Here is a 19,345-nt window from a genome sequence, read left to right on the forward strand (position 1 = left end):
AGGTAAATTCAGGGCGCAAGTGTAACGCGATTTACGCCCCGGGAGAATCACTTAGCGCGTGGAGTGTGTCGGCGAATTGCTCTGCATCACCAGCAAATGGCTGGAGTCGGCGGGCATCCCATCCGGTTTGACGTTTTCCAGTCGCAGCACATCGCCCATTATCTGGCTGAAAACCGGTGCCGACACCGCGCCACCGTAGTAGGCCCCGTTCTGCGGATCGTTGATCACTACCACCAGCGCAAACTTCGGGTTGCTTGCCGGTGCCACCCCTGCGGTGTAAGCCACATATTTATCAATGTATTTACCGTCAGCGCCGATCTTCTTCGCCGTCCCGGTTTTAACCGCCACGCGATAATCCCGGACCGCCGCCTTCGTCCCACCGCCCCCCGGCAGGGCGACGCTTTCCATCATGTGCGCCACCTGTCTGACCAGCGCTTCCGACATGACACGCTTGCCGATAACGGGCGGGTCGATGCGCGTGATAGAGAGTGGTCGGTACAGGCCAAAACTGCCAATCGTGGCATAGACGTGCGCCAGTTGCAGCGGCGTCACCATCAGGCCGTAGCCAAAGGCAAAGGTCGCGCGATCCAGATCGCTCCAGTAACGACGTTGCGGCATCACCCCCTGGCTCTCACCGGTGAGTCCCAGCCCCGTGGGTTGACCAAAGCCAAAGCGGCGATAGGTATCGACGACACGCTGGACGGGCATTGCTAATGAAAGATGCGAAACCCCGGTGTCACTCGATTTTTGCAAAATGCCGGTCAGCGTCAGTTCCGGATAAAAGCCCACATCGCGAATCCGATGCCCGTCGAGGTAAAACGGATGCGTGTCGATCACGCTATCAGGCTGGACAATCCCTTGCTCAAGCGCCGTCATGATAACCAGCGGTTTCACCGTCGAGCCCGGCTCGAAAGTATCGCTAATCGCACGATTGCGAAAATCATCAAGCACCGCACCATCACGATTGTTGGGGTTAAAATCGGGGAAGCTGGCCATCGCCAGGATCTCACCGGTGGCAATGTTCACCAGCACGGCGGCGCCGGATTCCGCTTTGTTCCAGCTAACCGCATTGTCCAGCGCATCCTCGGTGACGGTCTGCAGCCGCTCATCAATGCTGAGTTGTAGTTCATGCGCAGGCACAGGATTAACTTCCGTGATGTTTTCAATCACGTGACCGAATTTATCTTTGCGGACCAGGCGGGAGCCCGGCTTTCCGATTAACTGTGCGTTAAAACTTTTCTCAACCCCTTCAATGCCCTGCCCATCGATATTGGTGAAACCAATCAGATTCGCCGCGACATGTCCTGCCGGATAAAAGCGCCGGGACTCTTCGCGCAAATTGATGCCGGGCAGGTTCAGCTTATCGATCCACTGCGCCTGTTGAGGAGAGACCTGACGCGCAAGATAGATAAACCTTGCCGACGGATCGTGGTTAACGCGCGCCGCCAGGTTCGTGAGTGAAAGATGTAGCGTGTTGGCCAGCGCCTGCCAGCGTTCGTTGTCGCCTACGCCTCCTTTGCTCAATAACGTGTGGGGGTCAGCCCACACCGCATTCACCGGTACGCTGACCGCCAATGGTCGCCCCTGCCGATCGGTGATCATTCCACGCGGCGATGCCGTGGTGACTTCACGCAATGAGCGCATATCTTCTTGTTTGACCAGACGGTCGGGTTCAACAATCTGCAACCAGGCAACGCGCCCTAGCAACAGTCCCAGGCTCAGCAATATGGCGATACAAAGCAGCGCAAAACGCAGCGGTGTGAAACTTCGCACCGTACCATCATTTTTCTTTTTCACCTGTTCTCCGGCAAACATGATATTCAGGTGACTGATTTAACGGGAATAACGGCGGGAAAGCGGTGAAAACTATGCTAATAACATCACGGCTTTGCAACAAAGCGCTAACGGAGGAGGCATTCAGACATACTTTGAAGGAAGATGAATGAAAAAGCCCCGCATCAGCGAGGCTTTAAATCTGAGGTTGATGCGCAGATGCGCTTCAAATCAGTGGTGTCGATCAGATAGCTGTTACGTTAACAGCAGCCGGACCTTTCTGGCCGTCCTGAATTTCGAACTCAACGTTCTGGCCTTCAGCCAGAGTTTTGAAGCCATTACCCTGGATAGCGGAGAAGTGTACGAACACGTCTTTGCTGCCATCAGCCGGAGTAATAAAGCCAAAACCTTTAGACTCGTTGAACCACTTAACTTGACCTTTAATCTTTGCCATTTGCAAAATTCCTTAGAGTGTTTTCTTCGCCCGCAGGCATAACATAGATAAAACTGAGACATTACTGCTTGAGGCACTAATATAAGGCTCGGCAGAGAAGCGGTATTCAACGACAACGTGTTTACTCAGGACTTCTTTACTGAAAATGCCACACATAAACAGAACTGTACCTCGTTTAACCCAAAACGTGTTATCACATACAACGTTAATTATGGCAAGCCATTTTTAAACGTGTCTCGATCGGTCGCACAAATCTCGCCAGTCGATACAGAGTATCTGCACAGTTATGCGTCAATCCTCAAGCCGATATATTCCCGCGCGCTCGCTGAGCCCTTACCAGACCCGCAGCGCGGCGGGATCTTTTCAACCATAGCTCAATAATTTCGCGACTTCCAGATCGTTGCGATGTCAAAACGTAGCAATCTGCGGTTATCACAAATTCTGCTTTGTTATGCATAATTTGTTTCAACGCAAAATGGCCCGATATCATAATAACGCCACATTTCGCTCCATCTTGATATCTACTGTTCTTATGCACTCATTTAATGAAAGAATGATGACAATGCACAAAAATAGTGAAAGAAACGTTTCGCTTATTATAAAGCCGATCATTCTCACAAAACGGGGAAGATCACATTATTAACGTATGGAAAAATATAATTACGTGTGTGCTGGCAATAACTCGCACAATGACACAAGAAGGAACGGATATAGCGAAGCGGCATGCGACTGCACTAATAGGGTGCAGGATAACAAACCAGGAAGGAAAGACTGGCGAGACGCCAGCCCCTTCGCTTCCTGTTACACGAGGATTAACGTTCTGCGACCAGACGGATGATATCCTCATCCTCTTGCGGGTCATTAGCCTTAGGCGATGCCTCTGCCACTTTTTCCGGCTCGTTCGCTTCACAGAGACGACGCAATAGTGCATTTTGTCGCTTCTGCTGGTCTAACAACGCTTCAAGCAGCTCAATCTGCTCATTGGTTCGCGAGCTCGCACGGTTGATAAAGAACCACAGCACCAGCCCAACAACCAGAACCCCCACCGATACAATCAACGACGCAAAATTAAGCACGCCGGAATTCAGGACTTCGTTCATTTCACCACCTCAATGTAGACGCGCCATTTTACCACCGCGCCACAGGAAGGAAATCAACGGATGAAAAAATGATCTCACCAGGGGATAAATTTATTGATGGCGCAAATTCCGCTGAAAAATTGTACATCCTGGTCACACATGATGTTGAACACCTGGGCCCACAGCAGCAGACACACAAGCACGACCACCACCAGAATTATCCATCGAAACTTTTTCACTCCACTCTCCGCATCTACATCTTATGCCACCAAATTATCATGTGTATCTTAAACCAGGACTAACTACAGCAGACATTCGCGATTTTTTAAGAATCATTTACTTGTATCAATGAGCGTAAGCGCTAAGCTCAATCTAACTTATAGAAGAAAAGAGGTCATAATGCGTTTGATTATTCGCGCTATCGTGTTGTTTGCGCTTGTATGGATTGGATTATTACTCAGTGGGTATGGTGTGCTGATAGGCAGTCAGGAGAATGCTGCCGGGCTGGGGTTGCAATGCAAGTATCTCACCGCGCGAGGAACCGCCACCGCGCAATATGTTCATACCGATAGCGGTATCATCGGATTAACGGATTGTCCGATATTGCGCAAGAGTACCGTGGTCGTCGATAACGGTTAATATCCCGTCGTCGTGAGTCGCGCCTGGCGTATTGCTTAAGCAGAATGTCACAGGATTAAAGCGGCCGGCGAAAATGCCGGCCGTTTCTTTACTATCGACAGCATGACATCGTCAGAACGGATAATCGTTGTAACCCATCTGCTCAGAGATTTTACGCGCCGCGGTATGCAGCATCGAAACGTAGTCATGCAGTTTTTCTTCAGAAAAACGCAGCGTGGGGAAGGAGATACTCAGCCCCGCAATCACGACGCCGAAACGATCGAATACCGGTACGCCAATGCAGCGTAAACCTTCTTCTTGTTCTTCGTTATCTTCGCCATAACCCTGTTCGCGGACTTTATCCAGCACCGGCAGCAATGCTTCCGTGGTGGTGATAGTGCGCCCGGTACTGCGCTTGTACTCAACGCCGTCCAGAATCTGCTTCACTTCGTCACGATCGCGCCAGGCCAGCAGCACTTTACCAATCGCGGTGCTGTAAAGCGGGTTGCGGCGACCCACACGCGAATACATGCGCAGGTTGTACATCGAATCAATCTTATGAATATAGACGATGCTGTCTTCGTCCAGCGCGCCGAGGTGCACCGTCTCTTTCGTCAGACGAGAGAGTTCACGCATCTGGATGTCCGCACTGCGGATAAGGTCAACATTCTGTAGCGCGCGAGCGCCCAGTTCAAACAGTTTCAGCGTCAGAGAATACTTCTCGGATTCACCTTCCTGTGACACATATCCCAGTGTTTTCATGGTCTGTAAAAAGCGATAAACGGTGCTTTTTGACATCATGACGCGTTGTGATAACTCGGTAATCCCTATTTCGCGCTCTTCACCCAGCGCCTGCAGAATGCCAAAAACCTTCAGCACGGAAGATACAGAATCAGGCTGTTTATCCAGATCTGCGTTAGCCATCTATCACCTCATTACGAGTGTTTTATAAAAATCAGAACGATTTTTTATTATAATTTCATGGCCAGGCCCCCGCAATCCATCTTTGCTTACTTCGTTACAAATCTGCGATATAAAGCCTGAATATCAATGCTAAAATCACTACCCTGATCATATTCTTCGCAAAAACTATCAATCACATGAATAAATCCCAGACCGACGGCCTGCCGCTTCCACAGCGATATGGTGCTATTTTAACCATCGTTATTGGTATTTCGATGGCCGTACTGGACGGTGCCATTGCCAACGTGGCGCTCCCCACGATAGCCACTGACTTACACGCCTCCGCCGCCAGCTCAATATGGGTCGTCAACGCCTATCAGATCGCCATTGTCGTCTCGTTACTGTCGCTGTCGTTTCTCGGCGATATGTTTGGCTATCGACGCATCTATAAATGCGGACTAGTGGTTTTTCTGCTGGCCTCACTGTTTTGCGCTCTCGCGGACTCGCTACAAATGTTGACGATGGCGCGCGTCGTTCAGGGTTTCGGCGGCGCGGCGCTGATGAGCGTCAACACGGCGTTGATTCGTCTGATTTATCCTCAGCGCCATCTGGGTCGCGGGATGGGTATCAACTCCTTTATCGTTGCCGTCTCTGCGGCCGCAGGCCCAACCATCGCGGCCGCTATCCTCTCAATTGCCTCGTGGAAATGGCTGTTTCTGATCAATGTGCCGTTAGGGATTATTGCGTTGATTCTGGCAATGCGCTTTCTGCCGCCTAATGGCTCACGCAGCAATAAACCGCGTTTTGACATCCCCAGCGCCGTGATGAATGCGCTGACGTTTGGTCTGTTGATCACCGCACTGAGTGGTTTTGCACAGGGACAACCCATGACGCTGATCGGGGCCGAAGTGGCGGCAATAATGGTGGTGGGCTATTTCTTTATCCGTCGTCAGCTTTCATTACCGGTACCATTATTGCCGGTCGACCTGCTGCGTATTCCTCTTTTTTCACTGTCGATAGGCACCTCAATCTGCTCTTTCTGCGCGCAGATGCTGGCGATGGTCTCCCTGCCCTTCTATCTGCAAACGGTACTGGGGCGGAGTGAAGTAGAAACCGGTTTGTTGCTCACCCCCTGGCCGCTGGCAACGATGGTCATGGCGCCGCTGGCCGGGTATCTGATTGAACGCGTCCATGCCGGTTTACTGGGCGCGCTGGGCCTGCTGGTGATGGCAAGTGGACTGTTTGCCCTGGTATTACTTCCTGCCGTGCCGTCCGATCTGAATATCATCTGGCCGATGATTCTCTGCGGTGCCGGGTTTGGTTTATTTCAATCCCCCAATAACCACACGATCATCACCTCTGCGCCACGTGAACGCAGCGGCGGCGCCAGCGGCATGCTGGGCACCGCCCGTCTGTTAGGACAAAGCTCAGGTGCGGCGTTGGTTGCGCTGTTGTTGAACCAGTTCGGAGATAACGGCACGCATGTTTCTTTGCTGATGGCAGGGATTCTGGCGACCGTGGCAGCGGTGGTGAGCGGTCTACGCATCACACAGCCCCGGGCACAGGCGTAAAAAAAAGCGCGTCCATGGACGCGCTTTCTCTTCTTACCGACAGGCTTACTTCAGGTATTCCCCACTGCGCAGCGCTTCGATACGTTTATCCAGCGGCGGGTGAGTCATAAACAGTTCGCTCAGCGATTTACCTTTACCATTGATACAGAAGGCCATCATGCTGGATGCTTCCTGCGGTTCGTAGCTGGTTTTCAGACGCTGAAGCGCAGCAATCATCTTTTCACGGCCGACCAGTTTGGCGGACCCCGCATCAGCGTGGAATTCACGGTGACGAGAGAACCACATGGTAATGATGCTCGCCAGAATACCGAACACCAGTTCCAGTACCATTGCGACCGCAAAGTAGATCATCGGGTTGCCATTGCTGCCTTCGCCTTCATCACGGTTACCACCGAGAAAACCAGCGGCGATCTGCGCCAGAATGCGCGAGATGAAGATAACAAAGGTGTTCACAACCCCCTGGATCAGCGTCATGGTAACCATGTCACCGTTCGCGATATGGCTAATTTCGTGAGCAATAACGGCTTCAGCTTCATCCGGGCTCATGTTTTGCAGCAGACCGGTACTGACCGCAACCAGAGAGGCATCACGGCGCGCCCCGGTGGCAAACGCGTTAATGTCCGGCGCATGGTAGATAGCGACCTGCGGCATGGCGATACCGGCCTGACGCGCCTGCGTGGCGACCGTATTCATCAACCAACGCTCTCTTTCGTTACGCGGTTGCTCGATCACTTCCCCACCGACGGAGCGTAAGGCCATCCACTTTGACATCAGCAGTGAAACGAAGGAACCACCGAAACCGAACAGCAGCGCCATAATCATCAGGCCCTGAACGCTGCTCGACTGAATCCCTGTCAGGCTCAGCACCAGCCCGAAAACGACCATGACGGCCAGGTTCGTCAACAGGAAAAGCGCGATTCGCATCATAATTTTCTTTTAACCTCAACTTAACAAAACGCACTATGCGATTACCCACATCGTATGGGTCGTACGGCTATTTTCAAGCATCAATGCCCGGTAAGTCACCAGAAAGACACAACTTTACATTTTTCTGCATCAGGCTGACGACTTCATGCGCTTGTTAAAAAAACAGGCACAATTTCTTGTGCCTGTATGAGGTTATTTCGTTGCGGTCGGTTGTACCGCGGGCTTCGCTTTCTCGAGCGTCGCCAGATCCAGCGCAATCTTCACTGTTTCATCAAGATACGGATCCGGTTCCTGGTAATCTTTTGGCAGGTCGTCCAGTTTCTTCAGAACCGGTTTTCCTTCTCGTTTAAACCGGTCATTGATTCGCGCCAGGCGCAGCGCATCATCTTCGTTATTCTCTTTTTCACGCTGTGCGTAATTCAGAGATACGATGTTGCGTTTATCCTTCATCGCATTGAAACGGGCGATATCCTTCATGATGTACTGGAACTCAGGATCCTGCGCGATACGCGCGTTATGATCTTTGAGTAATTCAGGGCCGAACGGCGTCAGATCGTCTGATTTCACATACGTTGCGGCATCGATGCTATCCCACGGCAACGCATTATCTTCAAATTTCTCACCGGTTTCGGTCTCTTCATTCCCCGTCGGCATGATGATATCCGGCGTGACGCCTTTACGCTGAGTACTGCCGCCATTCACACGATAGAACTTCTGGATCGTGTACTGAACGGAGCCCAGTGCGGGCCATTCTGGACGCAGCATCTGATCGTAAATACGATTCAGCGAACGATACTGCTGCACGGTACCTTTACCGAAAGTCGGCTCACCAACAATCAGCGCACGACCGTAATCCTGCATGGCCGCGGCGAAAATTTCCGATGCCGACGCGCTGAAGCGATCGACCAGAACCACCAGCGGGCCTTTGTAATACACAACGCCATCGGTATCGCTGTCCTCACGGACTTTACCGTTGTTGTCACGAACCTGAACCACCGGACCGGAAGGAATAAACAGACCGGACAGCGAAACAGCCTCCGTCAGCGCCCCGCCGCCGTTGGTCCGCAGATCGATGACGATGCTGCTGACGTTCTGTTTTTCCAGTTTCTGCAACTGAACTTTGACATCGTCAGTCAGGCCAACGTAGAAGCCCGGGATATCCAGTACGCCGACTTTCTCTTTACCTACCGTCTTCACAGACATTTTAACGGCACGGTCTTCCAGACGGATACGCTCACGCGTCAGTGTGACAATACGGGTTTTTGTGCCTTTGCCGGCAGGCAGAACTTCAAGACGAACCTTGCTGCCTTTTGGCCCTTTGATAAGCGCAACCACATCATCCAGGCGCCAGCCGATCACATCGACCATGCTCTTACCGGTCTGACCCACACCGACAATGCGATCGCCGACGCTAATCGCCTTGCTCTTCGCCGCCGGACCGCCAGCCACCATGGAGTTAATGACCGTATAGTCATCGTCCATTTGCAGCACGGCACCAATCCCTTCAAGGGACAGGCTCATCTCGGTATTAAACTGCTCGGTATTGCGTGGCGAGAGATAGTTGGTATGCGGATCGATTTCCCGCGCAAACGCGGTCATCGCCAGTGAGAAGACATCTTCACTGTTAGTTTGCGTCAGACGACGGATCGCGGATTTATAACGACGCGTCAGCGTCTCACGAATTTCTTTATCGTCTTTGCCGGTCAGTTTCAGACTTAACTCATCGAACTTCACCTTGCCGTCCCACAGCGCATTCAGCTCAGCCTCATCTTTTGGCCAGGGTGCTTTGCTGCGATCGAGATTGAAGGTGTCAGTCCCGGTGAAGTCCATCGGACGTTCCAGCACTTTCAGTGCGTACTGAAAACGCTCGAAGCGGCGTTTTTGCGCCAGATTATAGAGATCGTAAAAAACGTCGAGCTTACCCGAACGCAATTCGTCACCCAGTTGCCCTTTCTTCTTCGCAAACTGTTCAACATCCCCCGCCAACAGCACGTTGTGGCTGTAGTCGAGTAAATTCAGATAGCGGTCGAAAATTTTGGCGGAAAAGGCCGAATCGAGATCGAACTGACGGTAGTGAGAACGCGTAAAACGCGACGTGACGCGTTCACTCACCGTCGCGTGCTGGGTTTCTTCCTTAAGTACAGGAATCTGATCGGCACGCGTAATGTCGTCCACTGCGAAGGTCTGGCCTGCTATTGCAAGCAGGCCAGCTAACGCGGTAAGCCTAAAAAATGTGTTCATGCCAGGCCTGGCCTCCGTTTCAGAACACCAGGTGTTCTGCGCGTACAATCAAAGACATACCCGAATTCAGCTGTACACGGACGCCATCTTTGGTGATTTCTAATACGGTGGCATCCATCGCATCGTTGCCCGCTTTCACCTTCAGAGACTGTCCAACGCTCAGCGCTGAAATATCCGAAACCGGAGTCAATTTCTCTTCACGAGGTGCGCGAGGCGCTTTCGCGGCAGGTTTTTCAGCACGCGGTTTACGCTCAGTCGCTTCTTTGCGGCGTGGTGCAGGACGCGGCTTACGTTCACGACGCGGGGCGTCTTCAGTTTCCCCTGCAGCAGCGGCAGCTTCACGTTTTTTCGCTTGCTGTTCTGCACGCTGCGCCTGAACGCGAGCTTTCGCTTCTTCAAGCTGCTTACGCGCATGTTCAACGTGCTGCTCATCCAGCTCACCGCACGGGTTGCCGTCGAGATCGACACGCGTTGCGCCCGGCTTAACGCCGTACAGATAACGCCAGCTTGAAGTGTAAAGACGTAAAGCGGAACGAAGTTGCGTTTTGCTGAGGTTCATTTCGCCCTCAATACGCTCTACCAGATCCTGAAAAATGCCAATTTTCGGTGGGCGCGCTTCGCCTTCCGCACTAAAACACTGCGGAAAACGCTCGGCCAAAAACGCGATGACTTCTTTACTGCTATTCAACTTAGGTTGATTTTCCATGAAATTTCCTGATTACAACGGACGTAGCCAACAAGCAGCAGGCATGAACAGGCGTCATTATAATGACGCCATCAGTAATTGCTACGTTATCCGTTGATTATCCTGCGACGCTCGCAAAGAATTTTTTGTAATCCGTCATTGCAAGCACGGTTTCAAGCTGCGCAACGAGCCGGCGAAGCCCCTCTTCATCCTCAGCGGTGAAGCGCCCAAACGCCGTACTGTCGATGTCCAGCACGCCAATAATATGACCATTGACGGTTAATGGCAGGACAATTTCCGCATTACTGGCCGCATCGCAGGCGATGTGACCATCAAAGGCGTGAACGTCGTCAACCCGCTGCACCTGGTTGTGGGCAACGGCTGCGCCGCACACACCGCGACCCACCGGGATTCGTACACAGGCAATTTTGCCCTGAAACGGACCTAATACCAGCGTATCGCCCTCAAGCAGGTAAAACCCCGCCCAGTTCACTTGCGAAAGACGTTCGTATAACAGTGCGCTGGTGTTCGCCAGCGTGGCCAGAAAACTGGTCTCTCCTGCCATTAATGCCTGGAAATCGCGGTTCAGTTCCGCGTATAGCTCTGTCTTGTTCATTATATAATCACTTAGTTGTCTTACTCTGATACTGCCAGCCTATTAAAATAAGCATTAAATGCGTTAATGCTCAAGATCATTCCCGTCATGAGTTAAGATTACATAAATCTAACACTTTGATTCGCGATACATGGCTCTCAAGACACCCCAGATCACGCCGACAAAAAAAATAGCGATCCGATCCATCAGCGAAGCACTGCCTCGTGCGCACTATCAGCGTTGCCCTCAGTGCGATTTGCTGTTTAGTCTGCCGAAGATGCGTTCTCACCAGAGCGCATACTGTCCCCGCTGCCAGGCGAAAATTCGTGATGGCCGCGACTGGTCGCTGACGCGGCTGGGCGCTATGGCGGTCACCATGCTGTTGCTGATGCCCTTCGCCTGGGGCGAGCCGCTGCTGCACATCTATCTGCTGGGCATCCGTATTGATGCCAATGTGATGCAGGGGATCTGGCAGATGACAAAACAAGGCGATCCCATTACCGCGGCGATGGTGCTGTTTTGTGTCGCGGGCGCGCCGCTGATCCTCGTCACCGCAATTGCGTATCTGTGTTTCGGCAATATTCTCGGTATGAATTTGCGCCCGGTGCTGCTAATGCTGGAAAGGCTTAAAGAGTGGGTGATGCTGGACATCTATCTGGTGGGCATTGGTGTGGCATCGATCAAAGTTCAGGATTACGCTTTTTTGCAGCCGGGCGTAGGACTTTACGCCTTTATTGCGCTGGTGGTCCTGAGCATCCTGACGCTGTCGCACCTGAACATCGAACAGCTGTGGGAACGTTTTTATCCGCAGAGACCGGCAAAGCGTCCGGATGAGCAGTTGCGCGTTTGTCTCGGCTGCCATTTTACCGGCTATCCGGACCCGCGTGGCCGCTGCCCGCGCTGCCATATTCCTTTACGCGAGCGCCGAAACCAGAGCATCCAAAAATGCTGGGCGGCATTGTTGGCATCGATTGTTTTGCTGCTGCCTGCTAACCTTCTGCCTATCTCGGTTATCTACGTGAACGGCGGACGACAGGAAGATACGATCATGTCCGGTATCCTGTCGCTGGCGAACAGCAATGTCGCCGTGGCCGCCGTGGTCTTTATCGCCAGTATTCTGGTGCCATTCACTAAAGTGATCGTCATGTTTACGCTGCTACTCAGCATTCAGTTCAAATGCGAACAGGGTTTACGCACGCGAATGCAACTCTTGCGTCTGGTCACGTGGATCGGTCGCTGGTCGATGCTGGATCTTTTTGTTATCGCTTTAACCATGTCGCTGATTAACCGCGACCAGATTCTTGCTTTTACTATGGGACCGGCTGCGTTTTATTTCGGCTCAGCGGTCATTTTGACTATTCTTGCAGTGGAATGGCTGGACAGCCGCTTACTTTGGGATGCACATGAGTCAGGAAACGCCCGCTTCGCAGACTGAAGCGCAGATTAAAACGAAACGCCGTATCTCACCATTCTGGCTACTCCCGCTGATCGCATTAATGATTGCGGGATGGCTGATATGGAACAGCTATGAAGATCGCGGTAACACTGTGACCATCGACTTCATGTCTGCGGATGGCATTGTCCCGGGCCGTACGCCTGTTCGCTATCAGGGCGTTGAGGTGGGTACGGTTCAGGACATCAGCCTCAGCAAGGATTTACGCAAAATTGAGGTGCGGGTCAGCATCAAGTCCGACATGAAAGACGCGCTACGCGAAGAGACGCAGTTCTGGCTGGTGACGCCTAAAGCGTCGCTCGCGGGCGTCTCTGGCCTCGATGCGCTGGTCGGAGGCAATTATATCGGCATGATGCCCGGTAAAGGTAAAGAGCAAGATCATTTCGTCGCCCTCGACACCCAGCCGAAATATCGGCTGGATAACGGCGATCTGATGATTCATCTCAACGCACCAGACCTCGGATCGTTGAACAGCGGCTCGCTGGTTTATTTCCGCAAAATCCCGGTCGGTAAAGTCTACGACTACAGCATTAACCCGAACAAACAGGGCGTCACCATCGACGTGCTGGTTGAACGCCGCTTTACCAATCTGGTGAAAAAAGGCAGTCGCTTCTGGAACGTTTCCGGCGTGGATGCTGACGTCAGCCTGAGTGGTGCGAAGGTTAAACTGGAAAGTCTGGCGGCCCTGGTGAATGGTGCAATCGCCTTTGACTCACCCGATGATTCAAAAACGGCAGAGCAAGATGATACCTTCGGCCTGTATAAAGATCTGGCCCACAGTCAGCGCGGCGTCATTATTAAACTTGAACTGCCGAGCGGCGAAGGACTGAAGGCTGATTCTACTCCCCTGATGTATCAGGGGCTCGAAGTCGGCCAGCTCACAAAACTGGATTTACAATCCGGTGGCAAAGTCACCGGTGAAATGACCGTTGACCCCAGCGTCGTAGCGCTGTTACGTGACGGCACGCGCATTGAATTGCGCAGTCCCAAACTTTCGCTCAGTGACGCTAATATCAGTTCGTTACTGACGGGTAAAACCTTTGAACTGGTGCCCGGCACCGGTGAACCGCGCAGCGAGTTCGTGGTCGTCCCCGGTGAAAAAGCACTGCTCCACGAACCGGACGTCCTGACCTTTACCCTGACCGCGCCCGAAAGCTACGGTATCGATGCAGGTCAACCGCTGATCCTTCACGGCGTCCAGGTGGGCCAGGTGATCGAACGTAAGCTGACCAGCAAAGGGGTCGAGTTTATTGTGGCGGTCGATCCGCAACATCGTGGCCTGGTCCAGGGTGACAGCAAATTCGTGGTCAACAGCCGCGTGGATGTCAAAGTAGGTCTGGATGGCGTGGAGTTCCTCGGTGCCAGCGCCAGCGAATGGATCAGTGGCGGTATTCGCATATTGCCCGGCAGCAAAGGGGAAATGAAATCAAGCTATCCGCTGTATGCCAACCTGGAAAAAGCGGTAGAGAATAGCCTTAGCGATCTGCCGACCACTACCCTGAGCCTGCGAGCAGAAACATTGCCGGACGTGCAGGCCGGCTCCGTGGTGCTGTATCGTAAATTTGAAGTGGGTGAAGTGATTACCGTACGCCCGCGCGCCGACGCCTTTGATATCGATCTGCACATCAAACCGGAGTACCGCAACCTGCTGACCAGCAATAGCGTCTTCTGGGCCGAAGGTGGCGCAAAAGTGCAGCTCAACGGCAGCGGGTTGACCGTGCAGGCCTCTCCCCTGTCGCGTGCGCTGAAGGGGGCGATCAGCTTTGATAACCTCAGCGGCGCCAGCGCCAGCCAGCGCAAAGGCGACAAGCGCATTTTGTATGCTTCCGAAACCGCCGCACGTGCGGTTGGCGGGCAGATTACCCTTCACGCCTTTGATGCCGGGAAACTGGCGGCAGGAATGCCCATTCGCTACCTCGGTATTGATATCGGACAGATCCAGACGCTTGAGCTGCTCACTTCGCGCAACGAGGTACAGGCGAAGGCGGTATTGTATCCGGAATATGTGCAGACCTTCGCCCGTGGCGGGACGCGCTTCTCTGTGATTACGCCGCAAATCTCGGCCGCTGGCGTGGAACATCTCGACACGATCCTGCAACCCTACATCAACGTCGAGCCGGGTCGGGGTAATCCGCGCCGTGACTTTGAACTGCAAGAAGCGACCATTACCGACTCACGCTACCTTGACGGGCTGAGTATTGTGCTCGAAGTTCCCGAAGCGGGCTCGCTGGCGATCGGTACGCCGGTACTGTTCCGCGGGATTGAAGTTGGTACTGTCACCGGCATGACGCTCGGCACCCTGTCTGACCGCGTGATGATCGCCTTGCGCATCAGTCAACGCTACCAGCACCTGGTCCGCAACAACTCTGTCTTCTGGCTGGCGTCCGGTTACAGTCTGGACTTCGGCCTGACGGGCGGCGTAGTGAAGACCGGTACCTTTAATCAGTTCATTCGCGGCGGCATCGCCTTCGCCACGCCCCCTGGCACTCCGCTGGCACCGAAAGCGCAGGCGGGTAAACACTTCCTGCTGCTGGAAAGTGAACCAAAAGAGTGGCGTGAATGGGGCACCGCGCTGCCACGTTAATATCCTGCTCCGGCGTGCTCGCGCCGGAGCCTTTATGCTACACTGCGCGCTTGTTTTTCTGCCGGTGGTACTCCCCCGTGACTCAACACGCTGTTTATTTTCCTGACGCCTTTTTAACGCAAATGCGCGAGGCAATGCCTGCGCACCTCTCTTTTGACGATTTTCTCGCCGCTTGTCAGCGTCCGTTACGCCGCAGCATCCGCGTGAATACGCTTAAGATTTCAGTGGCCGATTTTCTCACCTTAACCGCCCCGTATGGCTGGTCGTTGACGCCCGTTCCCTGGTGCGAAGAAGGTTTCTGGATTGAGCGTGAGGATGAAGATGCGCTGCCGCTCGGCAGTACCGCCGAGCATCTGAGTGGTCTGTTTTATATTCAGGAAGCCAGTTCCATGTTGCCGGTTGCCGCCCTGTTTGCCGACGATAATTCCCCCAAACGCGTGATGGACGTTGCTGCCGCGCCTGGCTCAAAAACCACGCAAATCGCCGCGCGCATGGGTAATCAGGGCGCGATCCTCGCGAACGAATACTCAGCCAGTCGGGTGAAAGTGCTGCATGCCAATATCAGTCGCTGTGGGATCAGTAACGTGGCACTGACCCATTTTGACGGCCGCGTATTTGGTGCAGCGCTGCCGGAAATGTTCGATGCGATTTTGCTTGATGCACCTTGCTCGGGTGAAGGTGTGGTGCGTAAGGATCCGGATGCGCTAAAAAACTGGTCCGTTGAGAGCAATCTTGAGATTGCCGCAACCCAGCGCGAACTGATCGAAAGTGCGTTTCACGCCCTGCGCCCTGGCGGTACGCTGGTCTATTCAACCTGTACGTTGAATCGTGAAGAAAACGAGTCGGTGCTGGCCTGGCTGAAAGAGACCTGGCCGGAGGCAGTGGAATTTTTACCGTTGGGCGATCTTTTTCCTGAGGCGAATCAGGCGCTGACGGCAGAAGGTTTCTTGCATGTGTTCCCGCAGATTTATGACTGCGAAGGATTCTTCGTCGCCCGCCTGCGTAAAACGGCCTCCATTCCCGCACTGCCAGCACCGAAGTACAAAGTGGGCAACTTCCCCTTCACCCCCGTCAAAGGTCGCGAAGCCGCGAATCTGACCCAGGCAGCTAATGCCCTCAGTCTGCACTGGGGCGAAAACCTGCACCTCTGGCAGCGTGATAAAGAGGTCTGGCTTTTCCCGGCGGAGATAGAACCGCTGATCGGCAAAGTCCGTTTCTCCCGCCTCGGTATTAAGCTGGCTGAAACGCATAATAAAGGTTATCGCTGGCAGCACGAAGCGGTCATCGCGCTGGCTGATGTCAATCATCGCTGTGCGTTTGAACTGTCTCAGCAGGAAGCCGAAGAGTGGTATCGCGGTCGCGATGTCTACCCGCAGACCGTCCCCGCCACTGACGATGTGCTGGTGACCTTCCAGCATCAGCCGATTGGCCTTGCCAAACGGATCGGCTCGCGCCTGAAAAACAGTTACCCGCGTGAACTGGTTCGTGATGGCAAATTGTTTACCGGTAACGTCTGAAATCAGAAAATTTGCGCATTTTTTGACTGGCGCTTTTGCCTGCGTTGACTACGCTGAAAAATGGACGGCCTAACTGGTCGTACCACAATCAGCGAATTAACGGAGAGCACGATGATGAAAACCAGTGTGCGCATTGGCGCCTTTGAAATTGACGATGCCGAGTTACACGGCGAGTCGCCGGGAGACCGAACGTTAACCATTCCGTGTAAATCTGATCCGGATTTATGCATGCAACTGGATGCCTGGGACGACGAAACCAGCGTTCCGGCCCTACTGAATGGCGAACATTCGGTTCTTTTCCGTAAACACTACGATCGTAAGTCTGATGCCTGGATCATGCGTCTTGCCTGATTCAAAAAGAACCCGTCTGCCGGCGGGTTATTTATTTCCCCCTTCCCGCTTGCGTTAATTCCTCCTACACTTTTGTTATGGCTGTACAAAATGAGGATAGGATGTTCGCACTGGTTCTGTTTGTCTGTTATCTGGATGGTGGTTGCGAAGATATCGTAGTGGATGTTTACGATACAGAGCGGCAGTGCCTGTATTATATGGACGATCAACGGATTCGTCAGGGCGGCTGCTTTCCGGTTGAAGATTTTATCGATGGATTCTGGGCGCCCGCCCAGCAATACAGCGACTTTTAATTACTGTAGTTGTACCAGCGTTAACTCGCCGCCGAATACCGCTCCCGTATCGATGTAGTGCAGATTGTCGCTGTCTACACGTTGACGCAACGGCGTATGGCCAAACCAGAAATGGTCAGCGCCGGCGATAGCTGTCCCTTCTCCTGCCAGATGCGCACTCAGTCGCGCGCGTCGCCACAACACCTCCGTAAGGTTAACCGGCTTTTGCCACTGATAAATATCTTCCGGGTAATCGGCGTGGGCGACCACATGGGTCGCCTCGCGGCAATGCAATTCCAGGATCCACGGCAGATGCTGGCAGTATTCCAGTGCCAGCGTTGCATGATGCCGTTTCTGCTCAGGCAACGCCGTAAACCAGCCGCCACCATTCATCGTCCACAACGACCACTGTGACGTGCGCAATGCATCTATCGCCATCTGCTCATGGTTCCCTCTGACTGCCACCATCCAGCGCTTATGCAGCAACTGCAGGCAGCGCAGACTGTCAGGACCGCGATCGATGAGATCGCCCACAGAGACCAGTAAATCTTGCCAGGGATCAAAGCGACAGGCCCGCAGCTTTGCCATCAGCAGCGCAAAACAGCCGTGGATATCCCCGACCACCCAGATGTGTCGCCACTGTGCCCCTTCGATCATTTGATAGCTTTTTTCAGGCTGTTTCATGAGAGTTTTTGTCCTCAGTCACGCCCTAACACAAATTTAACAATAGCAGCAAAAAACGCTGGACGTTTATGCCCGGGTGTGGGTATGGTTTATTCAGAATGATAAGTGCGAAATGCCATTAGGCTCAGGAAAAGCACCCGTTCTACAGATAAAAAGAGACCGAATACGATTCCTGTATTCGGTCCAGGGAAATGGCTCTTGGGAGAGAGCCGTGCGCTAAAAGTTGGCATTAATGCAGGCTAAGTCGCCTTGCCTTTTAAGAATAGATGACGACGCCAGGTTTTCCAGTCTGCGGCTTGCACGGCTGGAAAAAAACGGCGCTGATCACTGGCTGAAATGTAAAAACCGCAAGACGCTTTACAAAAGACTTGCGGTTTTTTATTGGAAATCAGAAAGATACTTTTGGTAACTAACAGAGCTTTTCCGCTCGTTCGATAAACGGTGCCAGACTCATTTTTTCACCCGGTTTTGCCGGATCGTCAATCTGAATCACCGACAGGGGCTGCGCATTTGTTTTACCGCTCGCCACCTGCTCTTGTGCAACATCGTTTAACGGATACTGAACAAGCGTGCTGGGGTTAATCACATACAGCGCGTTTCCTGGCCGACAGGTCAGCATCACCTCTTCACGATTGAACGCCCATTTATCTTTACCGATTTCAAAACGGCTTACGGTGATGACCTGCGGTGCCGCCAGCGCAACCCCTGAGCTAGTCAGAAGCAGCAAAGAGAGAATCACTTTTTTCATGAATTTTGCCTGTCCTTCAGAACGGTTCCAGCGTCGCAAACACACTGACGATTGCCAGCACGACGGCGCCAACTCCCCATTCGATCTTCGTCATCCAAATAAAACACCGATTGATGCGTCGACTATCCTGCCGCATTCGTGGTACGAGAAGATACCGATTCGCCAGTGCGATTGCCACCATTAGCAGGACAAGTGCACATTTTAGCAAAAGCAGTTGTCCCCAGGCGGTCTGCCATGGCAGGGAAAAACCCTGAATAAACAGCACATTGGTGATACCGGTGAGTAATACTCCCGCCACGGCAAGATGCCCATAGCGGGAAAAACGCATCATGGTGTAAACCGCCTGCTGCTGCCAGCGTCCTTTTGCCATGTGCATGCAATAAATCACCGGTAGCAGTCCTCCAAACCAGGTTGCAGCGCAAATCAGATGCATTGCATGGTTTGTCTGCTGGAGCGCACCAATAACCCCCGAGTGCAGTGTGGCATGCCCAACCCCCGTCAGCAGGGCAAACTGTGCGAGAGTTAAGAGCAGTAATAGTCGCGCTAAATCACGCGGCACAATCAACGCGACAACCAACGTAACCAGCGCCAGAACGATTTGCCAGAGCCACACACCGCCAAACTGAGTTTGCAATACCGCGCCCCAGACAGACACAGAGATAACATCCGGCCAGCCAGAGCCCATAAGCCCACCCTGGACCGCCAGCATCAGTAATGCACTCACAAAACTCCATAACGCAGCATGTTGTTGCAGGCGCAGGAAGCGTCTGCTCATCAGACGGCGGATCGATGCCGGCGCAAGCCATGCGCCGTAGAGCGCAGAGCCAAACACCAGCATCAGGGCGGTAAAATGGATGAAGCGGAGAACAACCCACGTCAGCGTCAGCATG

General features: G+C 53.1%; 20 protein-coding genes. 7 read left to right on the top strand and 13 right to left on the bottom strand.

Features of this window, described 5'->3' with window-relative positions; all coding sequences use genetic code 11:
• Nucleotides 1-51: 51 nt before the first annotated feature.
• The 5 genes from ftsI to mgrB all read right to left on the bottom strand — a co-directional run bounded on the left by ftsI (nt 52) and on the right by mgrB (nt 3,545).
• Nucleotides 52-1,797 carry a peptidoglycan glycosyltransferase FtsI gene (gene ftsI, locus KI228_RS12585; protein ID WP_061070674.1) on the bottom strand — a complete coding sequence of 582 codons (1,746 nt, stop codon included), beginning with the start codon at nt 1,795-1,797 and terminating at the stop codon, nt 52-54.
• 220 nt (nt 1,798-2,017) lie between these two features.
• Nucleotides 2,018-2,227: a transcription antiterminator/RNA stability regulator CspE gene (cspE, locus tag KI228_RS12590; RefSeq protein ID WP_001062678.1), complete on the bottom strand. Its 210-nt coding sequence runs from the start codon at nt 2,225-2,227 to the stop codon at nt 2,018-2,020.
• Between the two features lie 12 nt (nt 2,228-2,239).
• Nucleotides 2,240-2,383 carry a DUF2627 domain-containing protein gene (locus KI228_RS12595; RefSeq protein ID WP_043000402.1) on the bottom strand — a complete coding sequence of 48 codons (144 nt, stop codon included), beginning with the start codon at nt 2,381-2,383 and terminating at the stop codon, nt 2,240-2,242.
• Between the two features lie 656 nt (nt 2,384-3,039).
• Nucleotides 3,040-3,327: a YebO family protein gene (locus KI228_RS12600; RefSeq protein ID WP_043000401.1), complete on the bottom strand. Its 288-nt coding sequence runs from the start codon at nt 3,325-3,327 to the stop codon at nt 3,040-3,042.
• A 74-nt stretch (nt 3,328-3,401) separates the two neighbouring features.
• Nucleotides 3,402-3,545: a PhoP/PhoQ regulatory lipoprotein MgrB gene (gene mgrB / locus KI228_RS12605; protein ID WP_042318479.1), complete on the bottom strand. Its 144-nt coding sequence runs from the start codon at nt 3,543-3,545 to the stop codon at nt 3,402-3,404.
• A 160-nt stretch (nt 3,546-3,705) separates the two neighbouring features.
• Here mgrB and KI228_RS12610 point away from each other — a divergent pair, with 160 nt between their 5' ends.
• Nucleotides 3,706-3,945, top strand: a complete 240-nt coding sequence (locus KI228_RS12610) for a YobH family protein (protein ID WP_043001907.1) — start codon at nt 3,706-3,708, stop codon at nt 3,943-3,945.
• Between the two features lie 111 nt (nt 3,946-4,056).
• On the opposite strand, the gene kdgR is transcribed toward KI228_RS12610, so the two are convergent.
• Nucleotides 4,057-4,848, bottom strand: a complete 792-nt coding sequence (kdgR, locus tag KI228_RS12615; protein ID WP_043000400.1) for a DNA-binding transcriptional regulator KdgR — start codon at nt 4,846-4,848, stop codon at nt 4,057-4,059.
• 176 nt (nt 4,849-5,024) lie between these two features.
• Here kdgR and KI228_RS12620 point away from each other — a divergent pair, with 176 nt between their 5' ends.
• Entirely contained in the window at nt 5,025-6,398 is a 1,374-nt protein-coding gene (locus KI228_RS12620) for an MFS transporter (protein ID WP_141227546.1), read from the top strand.
• A gap of 45 nt (nt 6,399-6,443) precedes the next feature.
• Here KI228_RS12620 and htpX read toward each other — a convergent pair whose 3' ends face one another.
• The 4 genes from htpX to KI228_RS12640 form a co-directional block, all read right to left on the bottom strand.
• Nucleotides 6,444-7,325 carry a protease HtpX gene (gene htpX / locus KI228_RS12625; RefSeq protein ID WP_042318474.1) on the bottom strand — a complete coding sequence of 294 codons (882 nt, stop codon included), beginning with the start codon at nt 7,323-7,325 and terminating at the stop codon, nt 6,444-6,446.
• A gap of 192 nt (nt 7,326-7,517) precedes the next feature.
• Nucleotides 7,518-9,566 (bottom strand): carboxy terminal-processing peptidase, encoded by a 2,049-nt coding sequence (gene prc / locus KI228_RS12630; RefSeq protein ID WP_043000398.1) that lies wholly within the window; start codon nt 9,564-9,566, stop codon nt 7,518-7,520.
• A gap of 19 nt (nt 9,567-9,585) precedes the next feature.
• Complete coding sequence (proQ, locus tag KI228_RS12635) at nt 9,586-10,272, bottom strand: RNA chaperone ProQ (protein ID WP_141227547.1); 687 nt, start codon at nt 10,270-10,272, stop codon at nt 9,586-9,588.
• Nucleotides 10,273-10,369: 97 nt separating this feature from the next.
• A complete protein-coding gene (locus tag KI228_RS12640) occupies nt 10,370-10,867 on the bottom strand; it encodes a GAF domain-containing protein (protein WP_043000396.1) in 498 nt (165 codons plus the stop codon).
• 130 nt (nt 10,868-10,997) lie between these two features.
• Between KI228_RS12640 and yebS the strand changes: the two genes are divergently transcribed.
• The 5 genes from yebS (at nt 10,998) to KI228_RS12665 (ending at nt 17,044) form a co-directional block, all read left to right on the top strand.
• On the top strand, nt 10,998-12,281 hold the full coding sequence (gene yebS / locus KI228_RS12645) for a membrane integrity lipid transport subunit YebS (protein WP_061070015.1): 1,284 nt from the start codon (nt 10,998-11,000) through the stop codon (nt 12,279-12,281).
• Entirely contained in the window at nt 12,250-14,883 is a 2,634-nt protein-coding gene (locus KI228_RS12650) for a PqiB family protein (RefSeq protein ID WP_043000394.1), read from the top strand. The genes yebS and KI228_RS12650 overlap by 32 nt, the downstream gene beginning before the upstream one ends.
• Before the next feature lie 77 nt (nt 14,884-14,960).
• On the top strand, nt 14,961-16,400 hold the full coding sequence (gene rsmF, locus KI228_RS12655; RefSeq protein WP_061070014.1) for a 16S rRNA (cytosine(1407)-C(5))-methyltransferase RsmF: 1,440 nt from the start codon (nt 14,961-14,963) through the stop codon (nt 16,398-16,400).
• 114 nt (nt 16,401-16,514) lie between these two features.
• Nucleotides 16,515-16,751 carry a YebV family protein gene (locus KI228_RS12660; protein ID WP_161215572.1) on the top strand — a complete coding sequence of 79 codons (237 nt, stop codon included), beginning with the start codon at nt 16,515-16,517 and terminating at the stop codon, nt 16,749-16,751.
• 101 nt (nt 16,752-16,852) lie between these two features.
• Complete coding sequence (locus KI228_RS12665; RefSeq protein ID WP_043000391.1) at nt 16,853-17,044, top strand: YdfD/YebW family protein; 192 nt, start codon at nt 16,853-16,855, stop codon at nt 17,042-17,044.
• Here KI228_RS12665 and pphA read toward each other — a convergent pair whose 3' ends face one another.
• The 3 genes from pphA to copD all read right to left on the bottom strand — a co-directional run bounded on the left by pphA (nt 17,045) and on the right by copD (nt 19,344).
• Nucleotides 17,045-17,707, bottom strand: coding sequence for a protein-serine/threonine phosphatase (pphA, locus tag KI228_RS12670; RefSeq protein WP_043000390.1), 663 nt, complete (start codon nt 17,705-17,707; stop codon nt 17,045-17,047).
• 409 nt (nt 17,708-18,116) lie between these two features.
• Nucleotides 18,117-18,455, bottom strand: a complete 339-nt coding sequence (locus tag KI228_RS12675; RefSeq protein ID WP_043000379.1) for a YebY family protein — start codon at nt 18,453-18,455, stop codon at nt 18,117-18,119.
• 16 nt (nt 18,456-18,471) lie between these two features.
• A complete protein-coding gene (gene copD / locus KI228_RS12680) occupies nt 18,472-19,344 on the bottom strand; it encodes a copper homeostasis membrane protein CopD (RefSeq protein WP_061070013.1) in 873 nt (290 codons plus the stop codon).
• Between the last annotated feature and the right edge of the window lies 1 nt (nt 19,345).

This window comes from Citrobacter amalonaticus (genome assembly GCF_018323885.1).
GTDB lineage: Bacteria > Pseudomonadota > Gammaproteobacteria > Enterobacterales > Enterobacteriaceae > Citrobacter_A > Citrobacter_A amalonaticus.

Coding starts and splice junctions, on each gene's coding strand:
- cspE (WP_001062678.1), bottom strand. CDS start 2,227: ATGGCAAAGATTAAAGGTCAAGTTAAGTGGTTCAACGAGTCTAAAGGT.
- KI228_RS12595 (WP_043000402.1), bottom strand. CDS start 2,383: ATGTGTGGCATTTTCAGTAAAGAAGTCCTGAGTAAACACGTTGTCGTT.
- KI228_RS12600 (WP_043000401.1), bottom strand. CDS start 3,327: ATGAACGAAGTCCTGAATTCCGGCGTGCTTAATTTTGCGTCGTTGATT.
- KI228_RS12610 (WP_043001907.1), top strand. CDS start 3,706: ATGCGTTTGATTATTCGCGCTATCGTGTTGTTTGCGCTTGTATGGATT.
- kdgR (WP_043000400.1), bottom strand. CDS start 4,848: ATGGCTAACGCAGATCTGGATAAACAGCCTGATTCTGTATCTTCCGTG.
- KI228_RS12620 (WP_141227546.1), top strand. CDS start 5,025: ATGAATAAATCCCAGACCGACGGCCTGCCGCTTCCACAGCGATATGGT.
- htpX (WP_042318474.1), bottom strand. CDS start 7,325: ATGATGCGAATCGCGCTTTTCCTGTTGACGAACCTGGCCGTCATGGTC.
- prc (WP_043000398.1), bottom strand. CDS start 9,566: ATGAACACATTTTTTAGGCTTACCGCGTTAGCTGGCCTGCTTGCAATA.
- proQ (WP_141227547.1), bottom strand. CDS start 10,272: ATGGAAAATCAACCTAAGTTGAATAGCAGTAAAGAAGTCATCGCGTTT.
- KI228_RS12640 (WP_043000396.1), bottom strand. CDS start 10,867: ATGAACAAGACAGAGCTATACGCGGAACTGAACCGCGATTTCCAGGCA.
- yebS (WP_061070015.1), top strand. CDS start 10,998: ATGGCTCTCAAGACACCCCAGATCACGCCGACAAAAAAAATAGCGATC.
- KI228_RS12650 (WP_043000394.1), top strand. CDS start 12,250: ATGAGTCAGGAAACGCCCGCTTCGCAGACTGAAGCGCAGATTAAAACG.
- KI228_RS12660 (WP_161215572.1), top strand. CDS start 16,515: ATGAAAACCAGTGTGCGCATTGGCGCCTTTGAAATTGACGATGCCGAG.
- KI228_RS12665 (WP_043000391.1), top strand. CDS start 16,853: ATGTTCGCACTGGTTCTGTTTGTCTGTTATCTGGATGGTGGTTGCGAA.
- pphA (WP_043000390.1), bottom strand. CDS start 17,707: ATGAAACAGCCTGAAAAAAGCTATCAAATGATCGAAGGGGCACAGTGG.
- KI228_RS12675 (WP_043000379.1), bottom strand. CDS start 18,455: ATGAAAAAAGTGATTCTCTCTTTGCTGCTTCTGACTAGCTCAGGGGTT.
- copD (WP_061070013.1), bottom strand. CDS start 19,344: ATGCTGACGCTGACGTGGGTTGTTCTCCGCTTCATCCATTTTACCGCC.